17 protein-coding genes and 1 pseudogene are annotated in these 16745 nt (G+C 62.5%); 8 read left to right on the top strand and 10 right to left on the bottom strand.

All coding sequences use genetic code 11. The features are described 5' to 3' along the window. Positions 1–51: 51 nt before the first annotated feature. The 3 genes from ACSQ89_RS21355 to ACSQ89_RS21345 form a co-directional block, all read right to left on the bottom strand. Positions 52–300 carry a hypothetical protein gene (locus ACSQ89_RS21355; RefSeq protein ID WP_436295990.1) on the bottom strand — a complete coding sequence of 83 codons (249 nt, stop codon included), beginning with the start codon at positions 298–300 and terminating at the stop codon, positions 52–54. A 37-nt stretch (positions 301–337) separates the two neighbouring features. After that, positions 338–862 (bottom strand): hypothetical protein, encoded by a 525-nt coding sequence (locus ACSQ89_RS21350; protein WP_436295989.1) that lies wholly within the window; start codon positions 860–862, stop codon positions 338–340. A gap of 300 nt (positions 863–1162) precedes the next feature. Beyond that, entirely contained in the window at positions 1163–2134 is a 972-nt protein-coding gene (locus ACSQ89_RS21345) for an ABC transporter substrate-binding protein (RefSeq protein WP_436296365.1), read from the bottom strand. Between the two features lie 83 nt (positions 2135–2217). Here ACSQ89_RS21345 and ACSQ89_RS21340 point away from each other — a divergent pair, with 83 nt between their 5' ends. Then, on the top strand, positions 2218–3576 hold the full coding sequence (locus tag ACSQ89_RS21340; RefSeq protein ID WP_436296018.1) for an IS701 family transposase: 1359 nt from the start codon (positions 2218–2220) through the stop codon (positions 3574–3576). Between the two features lie 869 nt (positions 3577–4445). Here the strand turns inward: ACSQ89_RS21340 and ACSQ89_RS21335 are convergent. Continuing rightward, positions 4446–5765: a BTAD domain-containing putative transcriptional regulator gene (locus ACSQ89_RS21335; RefSeq protein WP_436290829.1), complete on the bottom strand. Its 1320-nt coding sequence runs from the start codon at positions 5763–5765 to the stop codon at positions 4446–4448. 32 nt (positions 5766–5797) lie between these two features. Here ACSQ89_RS21335 and ACSQ89_RS21330 point away from each other — a divergent pair, with 32 nt between their 5' ends. Then, a complete protein-coding gene (locus ACSQ89_RS21330; protein ID WP_214688298.1) occupies positions 5798–5959 on the top strand; it encodes a DUF1059 domain-containing protein in 162 nt (53 codons plus the stop codon). A 1081-nt stretch (positions 5960–7040) separates the two neighbouring features. On the opposite strand, the gene ACSQ89_RS21325 is transcribed toward ACSQ89_RS21330, so the two are convergent. Then, entirely contained in the window at positions 7041–7799 is a 759-nt protein-coding gene (locus ACSQ89_RS21325; protein ID WP_436290830.1) for an SDR family NAD(P)-dependent oxidoreductase, read from the bottom strand. Between the two features lie 147 nt (positions 7800–7946). Between ACSQ89_RS21325 and ACSQ89_RS21320 the strand changes: the two genes are divergently transcribed. The 4 genes from ACSQ89_RS21320 (at position 7947) to ACSQ89_RS21305 (ending at position 11960) form a co-directional block, all read left to right on the top strand. Then, positions 7947–8837: an AraC family transcriptional regulator gene (locus ACSQ89_RS21320; protein WP_436296364.1), complete on the top strand. Its 891-nt coding sequence runs from the start codon at positions 7947–7949 to the stop codon at positions 8835–8837. 608 nt (positions 8838–9445) lie between these two features. Beyond that, complete coding sequence (locus tag ACSQ89_RS21315) at positions 9446–10246, top strand: transporter substrate-binding domain-containing protein (RefSeq protein WP_436296363.1); 801 nt, start codon at positions 9446–9448, stop codon at positions 10244–10246. A 512-nt stretch (positions 10247–10758) separates the two neighbouring features. Beyond that, positions 10759–11094, top strand: coding sequence for a hypothetical protein (locus ACSQ89_RS21310; protein ID WP_436296362.1), 336 nt, complete (start codon positions 10759–10761; stop codon positions 11092–11094). Then, positions 11010–11960: a M20/M25/M40 family metallo-hydrolase gene (locus ACSQ89_RS21305; protein ID WP_436296361.1), complete on the top strand. Its 951-nt coding sequence runs from the start codon at positions 11010–11012 to the stop codon at positions 11958–11960. The genes ACSQ89_RS21310 and ACSQ89_RS21305 overlap by 85 nt, the downstream gene beginning before the upstream one ends. A 285-nt stretch (positions 11961–12245) precedes the next feature. Here the strand turns inward: ACSQ89_RS21305 and ACSQ89_RS21300 are convergent, their stop codons facing one another. The 3 genes and pseudogenes from ACSQ89_RS21300 to ACSQ89_RS21290 all read right to left on the bottom strand — a co-directional run. Continuing rightward, entirely contained in the window at positions 12246–12455 is a 210-nt protein-coding gene (locus tag ACSQ89_RS21300; protein WP_436296360.1) for a hypothetical protein, read from the bottom strand. Positions 12456–12755: 300 nt separating this feature from the next. Further along, positions 12756–12896, bottom strand: a complete 141-nt coding sequence (locus ACSQ89_RS21295) for a hypothetical protein (RefSeq protein ID WP_436296359.1) — start codon at positions 12894–12896, stop codon at positions 12756–12758. A gap of 48 nt (positions 12897–12944) precedes the next feature. Beyond that, positions 12945–13232: pseudogene (locus tag ACSQ89_RS21290) on the bottom strand (ankyrin repeat domain-containing protein); the annotation flags it as partial. Between the two features lie 127 nt (positions 13233–13359). Here ACSQ89_RS21290 and ACSQ89_RS21285 point away from each other — a divergent pair. After that, positions 13360–14718 carry an IS701 family transposase gene (locus ACSQ89_RS21285; RefSeq protein ID WP_436296018.1) on the top strand — a complete coding sequence of 453 codons (1359 nt, stop codon included), beginning with the start codon at positions 13360–13362 and terminating at the stop codon, positions 14716–14718. A 75-nt stretch (positions 14719–14793) separates the two neighbouring features. After that, a complete protein-coding gene (locus tag ACSQ89_RS21280; protein WP_436296358.1) occupies positions 14794–15819 on the top strand; it encodes an IS30 family transposase in 1026 nt (341 codons plus the stop codon). Positions 15820–15836: 17 nt separating this feature from the next. Here ACSQ89_RS21280 and ACSQ89_RS21275 read toward each other — a convergent pair whose 3' ends face one another. Then, positions 15837–16043 (bottom strand): ankyrin repeat domain-containing protein, encoded by a 207-nt coding sequence (locus ACSQ89_RS21275; RefSeq protein WP_436296357.1) that lies wholly within the window; start codon positions 16041–16043, stop codon positions 15837–15839. Positions 16044–16213: 170 nt separating this feature from the next. After that, positions 16214–16558 (bottom strand): hypothetical protein, encoded by a 345-nt coding sequence (locus tag ACSQ89_RS21270; RefSeq protein WP_436296356.1) that lies wholly within the window; start codon positions 16556–16558, stop codon positions 16214–16216. Positions 16559–16745: the final 187 nt, after the last annotated feature.

Raw genomic sequence — 16745 nt, 5'->3', positions numbered from 1 at the left:
CTTGGCACGATTGTGCCCCGTCGCTGAACGACCGGAGTTGGCCGGATACGGCTACCGCGGAGGATGGAGAGACCCGCACGCTGCCGTCTCCCCGCGCTCGTGAAGCAATGAAATTACGACCGTCTCAAACCACTCGTAGTCCCGCTGGTCGCGAAGGTCCGCGTCATCCGGGCTGACCAGCAGCGACTCACCCTCGACCACGGCATAGCCGACGTCGACGAGGTGAGCGTTCAGCATCTCCCGAGCCGTCTCGAGGCCAACGACGCCCGAAACCTTCAGCGTGACGGGTTCAATTTTCATGGTCGTATCGTACGTCCGGTCCTGGCCGGCAGTCGCCTTAGCCCTCGCGAACTTCGATGCGGCCGTCGGCCAGCCGAATGACCTCCGCGCGCCACAACGGTTCGTCCATCCCCTCGTTGTTCTGAATGCCGAAAACCTCGGCCCTTCCCTCTGCTGAGGACGGGGCGCTCTCCCACCAAGCCGATTCGTAGAGGGTGTCGCCGCGCTCGTGTTCATAGTAAATCTCGACCACCTCGGACGCTTCCATGGAAATGCCGCGAAGCCACCGAAGGAAGTCAAGATTCCATGTGCCGAGGTACCCAACCTTCTCGGAATCCCTGAGGTCCGGCTCGAACAGTACGGGACGAGCCGCCTCGCTCTGCCAGAGCAGGACGTCGGAAGGAACCTGGTCGTAGACACGGCCATACACATCATTGAGAAGCAGAACGCTCTTCACGTCTATCGAGAGAAGTCCGTCGTGCGCCCTGGCATTTTGAAGGGCGGCGCGAAGCGCCAAGCATGTCTGAAGGTGCTCGGCGGCCTTGCCTCCTTCAAGAACAGAAAGTCTGGCTTCGATGGGCATAGAAATGAAGTTGGAGGACTGGGGCGAAGGTCGGCTTCTGGCCGGGACTGCCGGTTGCCAAGGCGCGCTGACAGCTGCCATTGGACAACCTGGCCATGACCCCGAAGGACCGCTGCCGGGTTCGGCTGCGAACTCACAGTCGCGGCCAAGAACTGTCCTTGGGTCGCACCGATCGTGCGGCGGGTCAAGTCCGACTCCGGTCGTTCAACGGGCGAACGAGCCGGCAGTTTCGACCCATAACGGCTGTTCGACCAGGGTGCTGCGACGTCGGCTCCGGCTTAACGCCGCCGCCGAGCAGGGTCACTGCACCACCTGGCTGGCGCTTGCCAATGTTGCAGCGGGGATGGCGACGCCGAGGTTGCGTGCCGCCGCGAGATTGACGATCAGTTCATGCCGGGACACTCTCTCTACAGGTATGTCGGCAGGCTTTGCCCCTCTCAGAATCTTGTCCACCACTGCCGCCGAGTGCTTGGTCGCCTCGACAAAGCTTGTGCCGTAGCTGAGCAGGCCCCCTGCATCTGCATGGTCCCTCGGGGAGAGCGTGGGGAGGGTGTGTTTGACCGCAAGTTCCGCGATCCTCTTGCGATTCGGTGTGGTCACAGGGGTGGACAGAACGACGACTGCATTGGCGCCATCCTTCTTCGCGGCCTGGAATGCACCATCGAAGTCGGGATTGGGGACTCTCTCCACCTTGAGCGTGAATGTCTCGATGCCGGCTGACTGGGCTGCCTTCTCGACGGCTTGGAACAGGGTTGGAGCAGCACCCGAATCTCCTAGGATGCCAACGCGCTTCACGGTCGGGATTGCGGACTTGAGCAGCTCGAACTGCTTGGCGGCAAATTGCGGGTCGAAGGTCGTGGAGCCAGTGACATTTGCGCCGGGTCTTTCCAAGGTGGCGACAAGGTCCGTCGCGACAGGGTCAACCACCACCTCGAACACAATCGGCACATCCGATGTGACGCTCTTGGCGGCCCTGGCGGCAGTTGCTCCAACCACGACCAACACGTCCGCCTTGAGCTTTAACAGTTCAGTAGCCGACGCTGCCATCTGGTCGAGCCGGTCCCCCTCCGGCCACCGCGCATCGATCATCACGGTGCGACCTTCCACATACCCGAGGCTGGCCAGTGTCTTGCGAAGGACCTCCAGCAAGGGCGTATTGGTAGGGCCCAGAAATCCCACCCGAGGAATGCCGGCTGGTTGCTGTGCGGAAGCAGTTGAGAACAACGAACCCATTAGAGCCGCAACGTGAACCAGCGCGAGTCGTCTGTGCATCATCGCTCCTAGTCTTACTGTGTTAGTAATTTGAGCGAAATCAAGGCATTATGCGCACTTCTTCAGGAGAAGGGTGAACCTTGATGGAAGACTTACAGGAATTCGAGCGCTACATGGCCCATCTGAGCGGGGGGCTGGGTCATTCCGACCGTCATGCGGGCTTGCGGGGTTACACCACGGGGCTGATGTCGCCGCTGCAGCGCAAGAGCGTGGAGCCGATGGCGGCGCATATGGACCCGCTGAATGTGCGTTCGCGCCACCAGTCGCTGCACCACTTCGTGGCCGATGCGAATTGGTCGGACGAGCAGATGCTGCTGGGGGTATGCCAGTGGGTGGTGCCGTTGATGGATTTCAGCGACGGCGGTTGGTGGATCATCGACGACACGGGATTTCCCAAGCAGGGGCGGCACTCGGTGGGCGTGGCGCGCCAATACTGCGGGATGCTGGGCAAGCAGGACAACTGCCAGGTGGCGGTGAGCGTGTCGCTGGCCTGCGCGGCGGCCAGCATTCCGGTGGCGTGGCAGCTGTACCTTCCCCAGGAGTGGGCCGACGACCCGGCCCGACGCGAGAAGGCCCGCGTGCCCGAAGCGCTCGAGTTCGCCACCAAGCCTCAAATCGCGCTGCAGCAGATCGAACACCTGCTGGCCCAGGGGGCGCCGAGGCACTGCGTGTTGGCCGACGCGGGTTACGGCGTGGACACGGCGTTTCGCGAACGCCTGGGCGAGCTTGGCTTGCGCTACGTCGTGGGGGTGACAGGCAGCGTCACGGTGTGGCCGCCCGGGCACGAACCCCTGCCGCCCAAGCCTTACAGCGGCAGGGGCCGTGTGCCACGGCGGCTGCGCCACGGCGATGCCACCGCCCCAAAGCACCGGCCCCGCACGGTCAAGGACGTGGCCTTCGACATCGAGCCCGACGACTGGCAAGAAGTCACCTGGCGCGAGGGCACGAACTCTCAGCTGCGCTCGCACTTCGCCCGAGTGAGGGTACGTGCGGCGCATCGCGACCAGGAGCGCAGCGAACTGCGCGAGCCGCAATGGCTGCTGATCGAATGGCCCGAGGGCCACGACGAACCGCTGAAGTACTGGCTGTCGACGCTTGCCGAAGACACACCGCTGGAGCGCATGGTCTATGAGGCCAAGATGCGCTGGCGCATCGAGCGCGACTACCAGGATCTCAAGCAGGACCTGGGCCTCGGACAGTACGAAGGCCGAGGCTGGCGCGGCTTTCATCATCACGCCAGTCTCAGCATTGCCGCCTACGGCTTCTTGCTTGCGCAACGGCTGCAGCACCCCGCCGAGATCGACGGTAAAAAAAACTCCGCACGCCAGGAGCCTGCCCTACCCACGCATTACAAACCTCGGGGAAGCCCAGAGGGCGCAGCGCCACGTCCCATCCTCCATCACGAGCTTGCGATTGCGTATCGGCGCGCTGCTGGCTCGTAACCTGCCTCGGTGTCCCTGTTGTCTTCGGCATCAACCAGCACCAAATATCTAACACAGTAAGACTAGGGGCAGGTGCGATCCTGCTCGTCATCAGGCGGTGAGTCAATCCCCACAAAGTCAGAGGCCCCGAACTTTTGTACGAGGCCTCGTGGTTCTTGGCTTCCCGCTGATCTGCCGGCTGCGACTTCGGTCTAGAGAGAACCGATCGTCCAAGACAGTGGAGTCAAGGGCGGACCAGTGTCGCTGGGCGTGCGTCCGACACCGACCCTTGCCGAACCGCTCCGGCCTTCGAACAGGCCGCCCCGTCCGAGTTCGGGCCTGGACGGCGGCTTCGGGGAAGATCAATTTGCGGATCACGACCGTCCGCTCCTGGCCGGGATGGTGGGCTTGAGGCGCAGCGGCGAACGGCAGCATCGCACTACATACCTGCCGTAGGTCGATCGGTGGCGACGGACGGCATCGGGCCCGGACTGCCACTTCGGCGGCCTGACGAGCGGACGCTCGATCAGCCTTCGATAGCGGGATCGCGCTGCCACTTGAGCGCCCTCGACCGTCTATGTCTGCACCGCTTCGGAACCGGTCGCCGATTCTGAAATTTCGGCGGCACCTGAATGACTGAAATCGGCATCACAGCGTGAGTTCGCCTAGCGGCCGCGAGAGACAGGAACCGCTGCGTTGCTGATGTTCGTTCATGCTCCGCTGACGGGGACGTGGCCTGAGGAACAGGGCGCAGCCTTGGCGCGTGCTTCCTATGGGGCGTGCCGACGTAGGAGCGCTTCAAACTGCGCTCTATCCATGACTAGGATACTGGCGTCGGCAGCGTTGAGTAGGCGCTGGTGCACTCGTCGCGGTGAGCCCCCGCCCAAGGGCTATGCTTCCGAACGCCCAGGAACCGAATCGAGATCGACCGCGAAGGTTCGCCACGTGCCAGGCACACCGCGAAGTGAATGCGCGCCGCGATCGTCAAAGCCTATGCCAGAGCCCGCAGAAAGATCTTTGACCGTCGACGATACGAGCAACTCATTGGGCCCGGCCAATGCGGAAATCCGCGCCCCCACGTGAACGGCGATGCCGCTGATTCTGCCGTCCAGCACTTCACACTCGCCCGTATGGATGCCGGCCCTGATTGCGATTCCCAGACCTGAAACGCTTTTGATGATCGCGCAGGCGCAGCCCATAGCCTGGGCTGGGTTTTCCAGCGCGATCAGGAAGCCGTCCCCCGCCGTGTCGATTTCGCGGCCATCGAAGCGCGCGAGCTCTTGACGCACGATCGCATGATGTCGCGCCAAGAGCTCTCGCCAGGCGTGGTCACCCAGTGCCGCAAGGCGCTCCGTTGAAGAGACGATGTCGGTGAACAGAACCGTCTGCAGCTCTCGGACCAGCGCTCCTCGCTGCACCCCATGCCCCTGCAGCAGCTGCCTGTGAAGCGCGTCCGTCGTGGCGCCCGGCGATGCGCCCAGTTCCTCCCTAAGCAGACGCCGCAGCTGCTCATAGGTCAACAGCGCTTCAGCGACGTTCCCTTGGGTGGCGAGAACCTTCATGAGGTACCGGTAGCCGCTCTCCCTGTACGGCGCCAACTTGATCAAAGCGCGGGCGGAGCGTTCGGCCGACGCAAGCTCCGATCCGGACAGTCCAAGTCCGATCGCAGCGACGCACTCGTGCGCTCGAACCAGCACGTCTTCGAGCTTACTTCGGATGTCTTCCACCCAAGGGGCGTCGTGATCCTGATGGAAGCCCCTTTGGGCAATATGCAGCGCTACCCTGGATGGACCCCAGCCCCGTGCCCAATCCTGCTGGGAAACCGCGGAGCTCGCTCGATGCAGCCCCTCGGTGGCCGCCTCGAGATCGATCCAGGCGTCCGACGGCAGGGTCATCCGAACGTCCGGCTTCCCGACAACCACCCCTGCGCCGAGGACCGACCTCAGCTTCGTTAGCAGCGCGCTGAGCGCGGTGTCGCTCGCCGCTGGCGCCCGGTTTGGCCAAAGGGCTGACATGAGCTCGGCCCGTGATGATGGACGCGCGCGGTGCGCCGTCAAGTAGACGAACAACAGCCGTCCCTGGCGGCCCGGGAGGTCATCTTCGATCCTTCGTCCCTCAATTCGCACGGTGAGGCGGCCGCAAAGCTGAATCCTCGTCGCAGGACTGCGTGCCAAGGTTTCGCCAAGGTTATGGATTTCCTGGCCGGCCACAATGCCTCCGTGTTCAATGAAAGGAGATCGCCATGCGAAAGGTTATCAACTGCGAATGCGGAGAGGTCGTTCGTGGCAACAGCGATGAAGAACTCCTCGCGGCCGTCAAGGAACATCTTTCCCGTGATCACCCGGAGCTGTTGGAGCGGCTCTCGAACGAGGACATTCTAGGCATGGCAGAGGAAGACGATTAGGTCTGGCGAACCTGACGCGCTGCCACCTTGGTCTGGGGCGCTGTTCGGCTCGTGCGCGCCCCTGCGCACGCTTCCATCGGGAGGCCGGAGTCCTCGGTAGGTGGCAAGCTCGTGGCTTGCGAAGAATGTCGCAAACATCAAGCACAAATCCTCCCACCTGGCGATGCTCGGTTTGATGATGTCAGCGCGCGGGCACATGCAACCCAGCGCCTCGATCGCGTTCCGATGGCAAGAGCTGCCTTCATCCGAAGGTTGGGTTCGAGCAGCCTGCAGCCAACGAAGCGTGACCTTGTGGATTGCCCGATGGCGGGGCAGTGTTAAGGGGACGGCCCCTGGACGGCAGTCCTAGTTCGACTTCCAAGCTTGAACGCGTGCTTAAGACTGTCTGCCGTCTTTCGAATTTGGCCGCTGAATGACGGCGGTTGCCGAAGCCGACCTTGGCCCCTTTTCTTGACGAACGGCCGGTCTAATCTGGAACTTGACCTCGCCGACGTCGTTGAGGAAGTTCGAGTGCGACGCTCGCGTCGGATCGCGGGCGGCAACGGACGACCAGGATCGAAATCGCGCGTGAGCGGCTGCTTCTCAATGTCGCGAACTGACGTTCCGGGCCCTAACCGGCTGTTCCCCATTGCTCCATTGCGGACCTACGGCTCCTGTCCAAAAGGAACAACCCCCGGCAGCGCGGGCAGGTGTCGTTCGAGCATTTGCGTCGCCTACCTTAAGGCTCAAGGAGCCTGGCGAGCCGCAAGCCGCCTGGGTCGCGGTTTGGGGATTTATTAACCCGGAACAAAGATGTTCCGAGCCATTAATTTCCCAAACGCGTCAATAAATCCGCAAACGGCGCCAATATTTCCGCAAACTGAGACCGCCGAGCCGACCTCACGAAGGGCCTGCCCTGGACTCCGAGTCCGTTGTTTAGAAGGGTGAAGTGTCACCAGCGGCGGCTTGGCTGCGCCGTAGGTCGCTTTCGGGCCTGCTGGACTTGGTGCAGGTGTGGCAGGATGCGGCCAGTAGCAGCCGCACGACTTACAGACAGATACTAGCGCTGGCCCACGCTGTGCTCCATGGGCCAGCGGGAATGTTAGAGCAACTGCCCACCGGACACATCGAACGATGTGCCATTGGCCCACGCCAGGTCGCTCGACAGAAGGGCGGCTACCGCGCGCCCGATGTCATCCGGCTGGCCCACGCGGCCCAGTGCGATGCCCTGGGCCACATAAGCGTTGACCCCTTCGTTGTCACGCACTGCGCCGCCCAGGAAGTCGGTCGCGATGGCACCCGGGGCAATGGTGTTCACCCGGATGCGGCGCTCGCCCAACTCGACGGCCATGTAGCGGGTCAACACTTCGACGGCCGCCTTCACTGCCGCGTACACGCTGTAGCCCGGCAGCGTGAAACGCGTGAAGCCCGAAGAGATGTTCAGGATGCTGCCGCCGTCTTCGATGAGGGGCAACAGCCGCTGCGTCAGGAACAGCGGTGCGCGCAAATGGGCGTCCACCAGGGCGTCGAACTGCGCCTCCGTCGTATCTTTGAACGGGGCATGCAGGCCGATGCCGGCGTTGTTGACGAGGTAGTCGAACCGGCCACGCCCAAAGCGCTCTTGCAGCGCAGCGCTCACGGTTTCGCCGAACGGGGCGAAGGACGCGGTGTCGGCCACATCCAGCCGGCACATCACCGCCTTGCCGCCCTTTTTCTCGATCTCCCGTTGAAGCGCTTCGGCTTCGTTCTGGCCCGTGCGATAGGTTCCGATAATGCCGACACCCCGTTCGGCCAGATGCAGGGCCATGTTGCGGCCGAGCCCACGGCTTGCGCCGGTAATCAAAGCGATCTTTGCTGTCATCACTGAACTCACTTCATTTCTGTGGTTGAAATGGCGGATATCGCCAAGAGCTAACAATCTATTTCGTAGCGCTTTTCAGGGCTTGCCCGATGCGCTTGTTCTCTTGCACGATCGACTCAGCCCCTTCGATACCTGCCGAGCCACTGTATGGACACCCACTCTTCGAGCCTGCTGGAAGCCGCGTTGCGGAACATCCCCACGCGAACTGTGAAATCGACCATTCCTCGCATCGAGCTGCACGTCGACCAGGGGCAGGCCGGTGAGAACGCATGCCAGTACCGCGCGATGGCATGTTTCATCCTGCAGGGAAGCAAGCGCGTCTCTTTCGGCGACAAGGTGCTGCACTACGCGTCGGGCCACTACCTCGTCAGCGCACTGGATCTGCCGCTCATGGGGCAGGTCTACGGCGATGCCAACAAAGGGCCCTATGTCGCTCTGACGCTGGTGCTAGACCCGGCGCTGCTCAATGATCTGATCTTGTCCATGCCCGCGGCCCAGGACTACGAAGGCAGCGAACTGGGGTTGTCGACGGCGCCCATGACGCAGGAGCTGGAGGATGTCCTGGCCCGCGCCCTGGTGCTGATGGACCGGCCCCAGGACATTCCCGTCCTGGCCCCACTGGTGGAACGTGAGCTGCTCTATCGGCTGTTGTCAGGCCCCCGCGGCAAGCTGTTGCGCCAGATCGCGAGTGCCAAGGGCCCGCTGCCGAAAGTCCGAAAGGCCATCGCCTGGATTGGTGAGAACTTCAACCGGCCAATCAAGGTCGACGATGTTGGCGCAGCATGCGGGATGAGCCGAGCGAGTTTGAACCGGAGCTTTCGGGAGATCACTGGTCTCAGCCCGTTGCAGTATCAGAAGCAGCTTCGGCTACTGGAGGCGCGCCGCCTGCTGATAGGCGGCGAGCACAACGTGTCCGGTGCCGCGTTTGCTGTTGGCTACGAGAGTTCTTCGCAATTCAGCCGTGACTATCTGAGGCATTTCGAAGCCAGTCCTAGCCAAGATTTGCGAAGAACGATGCACGCTGGCTCTGAGGCTTAGGAGACGCTGAAGACACCGCCGAGCCTTCGCTTTGAGCACGAAGCCGTAAGGAATGAGCGTCCGCTTCGGGCCCTTCGCGACCGCTGCGCGACCGGCTTCGTAGCAGCTATGTACCTGTGCGCGCGCCGACGTCTTGAACCGCTTGCCGGCACGCAGGATGCAATCAGCAACGCCGCTCTTGTCACCGGCGGCCACCGTGTAGCGACTCACGGCGCCGCCGCCGTCACCAATGGTCAACTTCCAGCTCTTGTCGCCGAGCTCAAAGCTCAAGTACAGGTCACCAGGCTTGGCCGTATCCTTGCGATGTAGGGTTGTTCGCGTCGTAGACATTTTCAAGCTCCTTTCGACCAAACTGAGGCGTCTGTTTTACGCCCCTCAGCCCTGCATAGCATCTACAGTCGGCCACGAGCGGTCCTTCATGACTGCCCGCTTTATGTCATAGCCCCCGCAGGGGCGGCACACTACATAAAACTTGCCGCGGCGCCCGACCCAAGGCACAGTTCAAGGTAGCGAGACGCCCCCTTTGCTGCTCGGCAGTATTGGATGAATGCACAGTCAATGGGGGCGCAGCATTGTCGCGACTTTGGCGGTCTTCGAAAGGGGATGCTATGCGTATTGCTCGCTGGTTCGTCGTTGGCGTACTTGCCTTGCTATTCGCAGGCTGTGCAAGCACTCCAACATCCACCCCAGAAGCGCGACAGGCGCTCGCCCCGACCGGGAAACTTCGGGTGGCATTTCTCTCGGCCCCGCTCTACGTGGTCAAGGACCCTGCGACAGGCGAGCTCAAAGGCCAGGCTGTCGATCTCGGGAAGCAACTTGCACGCCGCGTTGGGGTGCCGTTCGAGCCGGTCCCTTATGCGAACGCCGCAGCAATACTCAGCGGCGCGAAGTCCGGGGAATGGGATGTCGTGCTGATGGGCATCAATGCGGAGCGCGCGGCCGCTATCGATTTTTCCGCACCTTACCTTGAAGTCGAGCAGGGATACCTCGTCCGCGCCGGCGTGCCTATTTCCACAATGGCGGACGTGGACAGGCCCGGAATCCGAATTGCCGTAATCGAAAAGGCCGGTGCCGATCTTTACCATTCGAACAACCTTAAGAATGCGACGCTTGTCCGCGCAAAAAGTGTCGATGAGTTGTTCGATACTGTGTTCGTGTCGAAGCAGGCGGACGTGATCGCCGCGACCAGGTCGACCCTCTTCGAACGGTCCGGCAGTCAGCCAGGCTCGCGAGTGCTCGACGGCCGATTCCTCGTCGAACCGGTCGGGATGGGCGTGCCCAAGGGGCGCAAGCCCATCGCTGCTTCGTACGTCGGCAACTTCGTCGAGAAGGCAAAAGCAGTCAACCTGGTCAAGACCGCGATCGACAGAGCCGGCCTGCGTGGCGTAGCCGTCGCCCCATTGAAATGAATTCTCCAACCTTGGGTAGTAGCGGATGACGGCAAGTCGACACCGTCGAGCACCCCATTGGACGACCGTTTCGCGGCGTCGAGTTTGATAGGCTGTAGGACGGCAACGGGCCCGTTCCTGACATTCATGCCCGAAGGAAGCGGACGTTCTGCCTCGGCAGGCAAACACCATGACTCACGGCTGATTCTGTTGAATGAGTCGGTCGCAGACCGCGATGTCGTGTGGCGAGGTGCATTGATACTCTGGATAGCTCACGGTGAAGGTGTCGTGCCCGACAGGGCGCGCCCCCGGGCACTCTACAGATCGATCCGACCGAGTTGAACCTGAAACAGTCGGTTCGACTGTGTTCTCTAGGCCCCGTTCATTGGTGCACATCTTTGTGTCTGGCCACCAAGGCAGCCGTGGCATTGTCGGGCAGGGGCATCTACCGGTTGGCAAACGGCGATGCGTGGGGAATACTTGCCGCACCGTTCCTTCGGTCCGTCAACGAACCTGAACAAGGAGACGATTAGATGAAGCACCTTCTGAAGTTGATGAGCCTACCCGCGGCCGTCGTTGCCTGCGCGGCTCTGGCACCGGCATTCGCCGCCGTCTCGATCGACACTGTCGCCTTGCGCAACGCGGTCACCGTCGATGGCGTGCGCGCTCACCAGTTCGCGCTGCAGGGCATTGCCGACGCGAACCAAGGCACGCGGGTCGCCGGCAGCCCCGGTCACGATGCGTCGGCCGCGTATGTCTATAACAAGCTCGCCGCGCGGTTGGCGTGGTCATCTTCAACGAAGGCAATACGCCCGATCGCGAGCCCCTGTTCGGCGGCACGCTCGGCGCTCCGGTCAGTATTCCGGTGATCTCCACGAGCTTCGCGGTCGGCCAAGAACTGAATGGGCTGATCGGCAGCGGCCTGCAGCTGCGTCTGCAAACCAGCACCATCTCGGAACTGCGCACGACCAACAACGTGATCGCCGACAGCCCCGGCGGCCGGTCAGACCGGATCGCCGTCGTCGGCGCCCACCTCGACTCGGTAGCCGAAGGCCCCGGCATCAACGACAACGGCAGTGGCAGCGCCATGATCCTCGAGATTGCGTTGAAGATGGCCGAGTTGCGGATCCAGCCAGTCAACAAGGTGCGGTTCGCATTCTGGAGCGCCGAGGAATCGGGGCTGCTCGGCTCGCTGCATTACGTCAACAGCCTGAGCAAGCGCGACATCAAGAACATCGCCGTCAATCTCAACTTCGACATGGTCGGCTCGCCGAACTTCGTCCGCTTCGTCTACGACGGCGATGGATCCGCCACCCCGCTCGCCGGCCCGAATGGCTCGAAGGTGATCGAGGACGTGTTTCTCGACTTCTTCGCGAGCCAGGGCCTGCAGAACGCCCCGACCGCCTTCGACGGCCGTTCGGACTACGGTCCGTTCATCGACGTCGGTATTCCGGCCGGCGGGCTGTTCACCGGCGCCGAAGGAATCAAGAGCATCGAGCAGGCCGCGTTGTACGGCGGCACTGCTGGCGTGGCTTACGACCCCTGCTACCACCTCGCCTGCGACACCTACTTCAACAACAGCGACATTGCGCTCGACCAATTGTCGAACGCGGCGGCCCATGCGGTGTTGACGTTCGCGATGACGACATCGGCAGTGAACGGCACCGACAAGGGCAAGGGAAGCGGCCAGTACAAGGGTAAGCTGCCGTACTTCGGCTCGCGCCTCCAGCGGTAGCGGTGCCGAGTCGACAGCCGATGCGACGACTCGCCCGGGCTTGCCCCGTGGCGAACGGGGAGGCGGGGTGAGTTTCTGCTCAGAGATCGGCAGCACCTGCGCGCCACCTCGGCGTTGTGCAAGCAACCTCGATCAGGTTCGCAAACGCCGCTGAATGGCTGCTTGGCGACGGCACGATGTAGGACCGCTCCTGGCCGACTGCGGGCTAGCACGGCTAGAACCGTCGAACCGTGAGTATGTACGCCAGCTGGACAAGGCGGCCCGGGCAGAAGAAGGCTCTCCTAGTCAGGCGTCGCTGGTTCGTCGACGACCGAACAGCATGGCCGCGAGCGGGATGGTGGTCAGCACGCCAACAGCCACCAACGTCCACCCGATATTCTTGCGTTGCTCTTCGCTGAGCTTGTCGGAAAGCAGCAGGCCCACGCCCGCCCCCAAGGCGCCGCGGGTCCCGGCCAACAAGGCGAGCTCGGGCAAATGAATTTCAGTTGTGAACACGACAGAACTCCTTTCGTGCCGGGATCTATCTTTCAGTATGCGCTGCAGGCACCGTCTTGTCTTCGTCCGTGCGCCGATTCCCTCCAGGCGGTATCAAGCGCGCGTCCTCCAGAAGGCGACCCTGCTCAGCAAGGAGGCCGGCGATGGCCAACGGTATGGTACTGATGCAACGTGTGCCCCCGCTGTTCAAGCGCGCGGGTTGAACGGGTGAGTGTCCGCTATGAGGCGATTTCCACAGCGCACTCAAATGACTGGTCCTGGCCGCCTGCAGCACTTCCGTCTGAGACTACGCGCCTGCGCCTATTTGGTGAAATGGCGGACGGTGCCATACAAGACGAGCGCGGCTAGGACGACCATAAAGACCTTGAAGGGCCGGCTCGCGGGCTTTTGAGCTCCAGCATCTTTCAGAAACTGCTGCCAAAGGCTATCGGGGATTTTCATGAGTATGGTGCGTCGATGACCGGCCGGTATTGGCCGAACTAAATCATCTCAGGCATCGACACCCCTGAGCCCACCGTAACTTCTTAGAAGCGCAATCTTGTCCTCGTCTCCTCGCATCAGGGCGGTATCGAGCGCAGTTGCACCGTTCGAGTCTTTTGCATTCACCTGCGCGCCTAGCCGCAGGAGCATTTCCATTACCTCGAACGCCTCAGGATTCTCGGAAGCCAGATGAAGTGGCGTCCCACCGCCGTCCTCCCTTGAGTCAAGGTCGGCCCCGCATTCGACTAGGAGGGAGATCATCTCTGGGTACGCTGCAATGTGTAGTGGGGTAACGCCGGAGTCGTTTTTGGCCCGGCGGCCTCAACTCTGAAGTGCAACACCTCATCGCCTAATCTTACTGTGTTAGTAATTTGAGCGAAATCAAGGCATTATGCGCACTTCTTCAGGAGAAGGGTGAACCTTGATGGAAGACTTACAGGAATTCGAGCGCTACATGGCCCATCTGAGCGGGGGGCTGGGTCATTCCGACCGTCATGCGGGCTTGCGGGGTTACACCACGGGGCTGATGTCGCCGCTGCAGCGCAAGAGCGTGGAGCCGATGGCGGCGCATATGGACCCGCTGAATGTGCGTTCGCGCCACCAGTCGCTGCACCACTTCGTGGCCGATGCGAATTGGTCGGACGAGCAGATGCTGCTGGGGGTATGCCAGTGGGTGGTGCCGTTGATGGATTTCAGCGACGGCGGTTGGTGGATCATCGACGACACGGGATTTCCCAAGCAGGGGCGGCACTCGGTGGGCGTGGCGCGCCAATACTGCGGGATGCTGGGCAAGCAGGACAACTGCCAGGTGGCGGTGAGCGTGTCGCTGGCCTGCGCGGCGGCCAGCATTCCGGTGGCGTGGCAGCTGTACCTTCCCCAGGAGTGGGCCGACGACCCGGCCCGACGCGAGAAGGCCCGCGTGCCCGAAGCGCTCGAGTTCGCCACCAAGCCTCAAATCGCGCTGCAGCAGATCGAACACCTGCTGGCCCAGGGGGCGCCGAGGCACTGCGTGTTGGCCGACGCGGGTTACGGCGTGGACACGGCGTTTCGCGAACGCCTGGGCGAGCTTGGCTTGCGCTACGTCGTGGGGGTGACAGGCAGCGTCACGGTGTGGCCGCCCGGGCACGAACCCCTGCCGCCCAAGCCTTACAGCGGCAGGGGCCGTGTGCCACGGCGGCTGCGCCACGGCGATGCCACCGCCCCAAAGCACCGGCCCCGCACGGTCAAGGACGTGGCCTTCGACATCGAGCCCGACGACTGGCAAGAAGTCACCTGGCGCGAGGGCACGAACTCTCAGCTGCGCTCGCACTTCGCCCGAGTGAGGGTACGTGCGGCGCATCGCGACCAGGAGCGCAGCGAACTGCGCGAGCCGCAATGGCTGCTGATCGAATGGCCCGAGGGCCACGACGAACCGCTGAAGTACTGGCTGTCGACGCTTGCCGAAGACACACCGCTGGAGCGCATGGTCTATGAGGCCAAGATGCGCTGGCGCATCGAGCGCGACTACCAGGATCTCAAGCAGGACCTGGGCCTCGGACAGTACGAAGGCCGAGGCTGGCGCGGCTTTCATCATCACGCCAGTCTCAGCATTGCCGCCTACGGCTTCTTGCTTGCGCAACGGCTGCAGCACCCCGCCGAGATCGACGGTAAAAAAAACTCCGCACGCCAGGAGCCTGCCCTACCCACGCATTACAAACCTCGGGGAAGCCCAGAGGGCGCAGCGCCACGTCCCATCCTCCATCACGAGCTTGCGATTGCGTATCGGCGCGCTGCTGGCTCGTAACCTGCCTCGGTGTCCCTGTTGTCTTCGGCATCAACCAGCACCAAATATCTAACACAGTAAGACTAAGGTGTGCACATGAATGAACGAACAAGGTACCAGCAGCTTCAACCCGAGGACCGGATGACGATGGCAAGCATGCGTCAGCAGGGTTCGAGCATGCGGGCCATGGCCCGCATGCTCGGGCGCTCGGCGTCCACCATCAGCCGGGAGTTGGGGCGCAACACGCTGGCCGAGTTGCCCTACGCCTCGCACTCGGCACAGGTGAGCAGCAAGGGGCGGCGCCAGGCCGCTCGTCCGCTACGCAAGCTCGACATGCAGGGTGTTGGCTGGGGCGTGGTGCTCACCCTGCTGGACTGGAGGTGGTCGCCGCAGCAGATCGCGGGTACCCTGAAGCGCGTGTTCCCCAAAGAGCCCGAGCGCCACGTGTCCCACGAAACCATCTACACGGCCATCTACGCGCAGCCGCGCGGCGAGCTTCGACGTCAGCTCATCGCCTGCCTGCGCCGCGGGCGCAGCACCCGCATGCCGCGCACCCGAGGCGACGATCGCCGTGGCCAGATCCCCGAGATGGTGAGCATCCACGTGCGCCCGCCCGAGGTGGACGACCGCGTCATGCCGGGTCACTGGGAAGGCGACTTCATCAAGGGCGCAGGCAACCAGTCCTCGGTGGGCGTGCTGGTCGAGCGCACGAGCCGCCTGGTGCTGCTGGCCAAGATGGACGACGCCACGGCCGCCTCGGCGCTGGCGGGCTTTTCTGCCAAGCTCAATTCGATTGCCGAGCCGCTGCGCCAGAGCCTGACCTACGACCAGGGCAAGGAGCTGACTCGGCACAAGGAGCTGACGGCACAGACCGGTGTGAAGGTCTACTTTTGCGACCCGCACAGTCCGTGGCAGCGTGGCACTTGCGAGAACACCAACGGGCTGCTGCGCCAGTACCTGCCCAAGGGCACCGACCTGAGCGTGTTCAGCCAGGACGAACTCGACGCGATCGCCGACAGCATGAACAACCGGCCACGCGCCACGCATGCGTGGCACTCGCCCCTGGAAGTGTTCGCAAGAACGCTCGCCTCGGCCCATCAACCCTCAGCCTCGATCCACTGACTCAAGCCTGTTGCGCTTCAGACTTGAAACCGCCCCCCCACTTCTGCGCCTCTTGAGATGAGGCACCGAGCCATCTCGATGTTGTCCTCCCCGACCACGCCATGCAGCGGCGTGAAACCATACTGGTCACGCGCATTGACAAGCAACGGGTCTGCGTCAAGAAGAGCGGTGACGAGGCCCATATCACCGAAGGTGGCAGCGTTGTAGATCTGAGGCGCGTCCATCTGCGTTGAAGTGGGGATCGATTAAGACTGCTGTCGAGTGCCGATTGTTCACGAAGCTCTGGTTGGTGTGCACGCGCTTCTTGCAGGCAACGCCAAGCGCTGTTGCCGACGTCGGGAAAGTCGGCTCTGGAGCGAATTGGCCCCCGACAACGAACGACGGCTCCTGGCCGCTAGCCGCCGGCTACTGGCTTGCATCCGTGGATTCCCACCTCAGCAAGGGCATCAACGAGTTCACTGGAGAAGTCGATAACGCCTTCACTGCTGGGTGACTTGGCCTTTATGAAGCGTCGTTCGAACCCACGAGCCGCGCTTGCCAATGCTCTGAGGGGAAGGTCGGTCGTACAGGTCACGTCCAGGCGATACCACCAATCCTCGTTGACGTCGGGGTCTTGACCAAGCAGGTCGTAGCTGAAGCCGCCGTGCTCGCCTGTGAAACCAGGAATCTCGTTGAAACGGTCGGTCTCCTCGAGTTCAAGGCTCGTCAGGTCGGCAAGACGAGCGACAAAGTTATCCAAGCATTGGCTTCGGCAGGAACCATGATGGCTGCAGAGATGAACATGCTTCAGGATTTGGTCGGCAGTGGACGATGGCGAGGGTTGAATTTGGCGACTTTAGCCAGGGCTGGACCGCTTGCGAAGCGCGGATGAAGGAAAACTGGAGGGTCGTGACGAACTTCCGGTATTGGCCGATCGCGCATACAAC

The sequence above is a fragment of the Variovorax sp. LjRoot175 genome (assembly GCF_964253805.1).
In the GTDB taxonomy this organism is placed as follows: domain Bacteria; phylum Pseudomonadota; class Gammaproteobacteria; order Burkholderiales; family Burkholderiaceae_C; genus Variovorax.
This window is presented reverse-complemented; position numbering and strand designations above follow the sequence as displayed.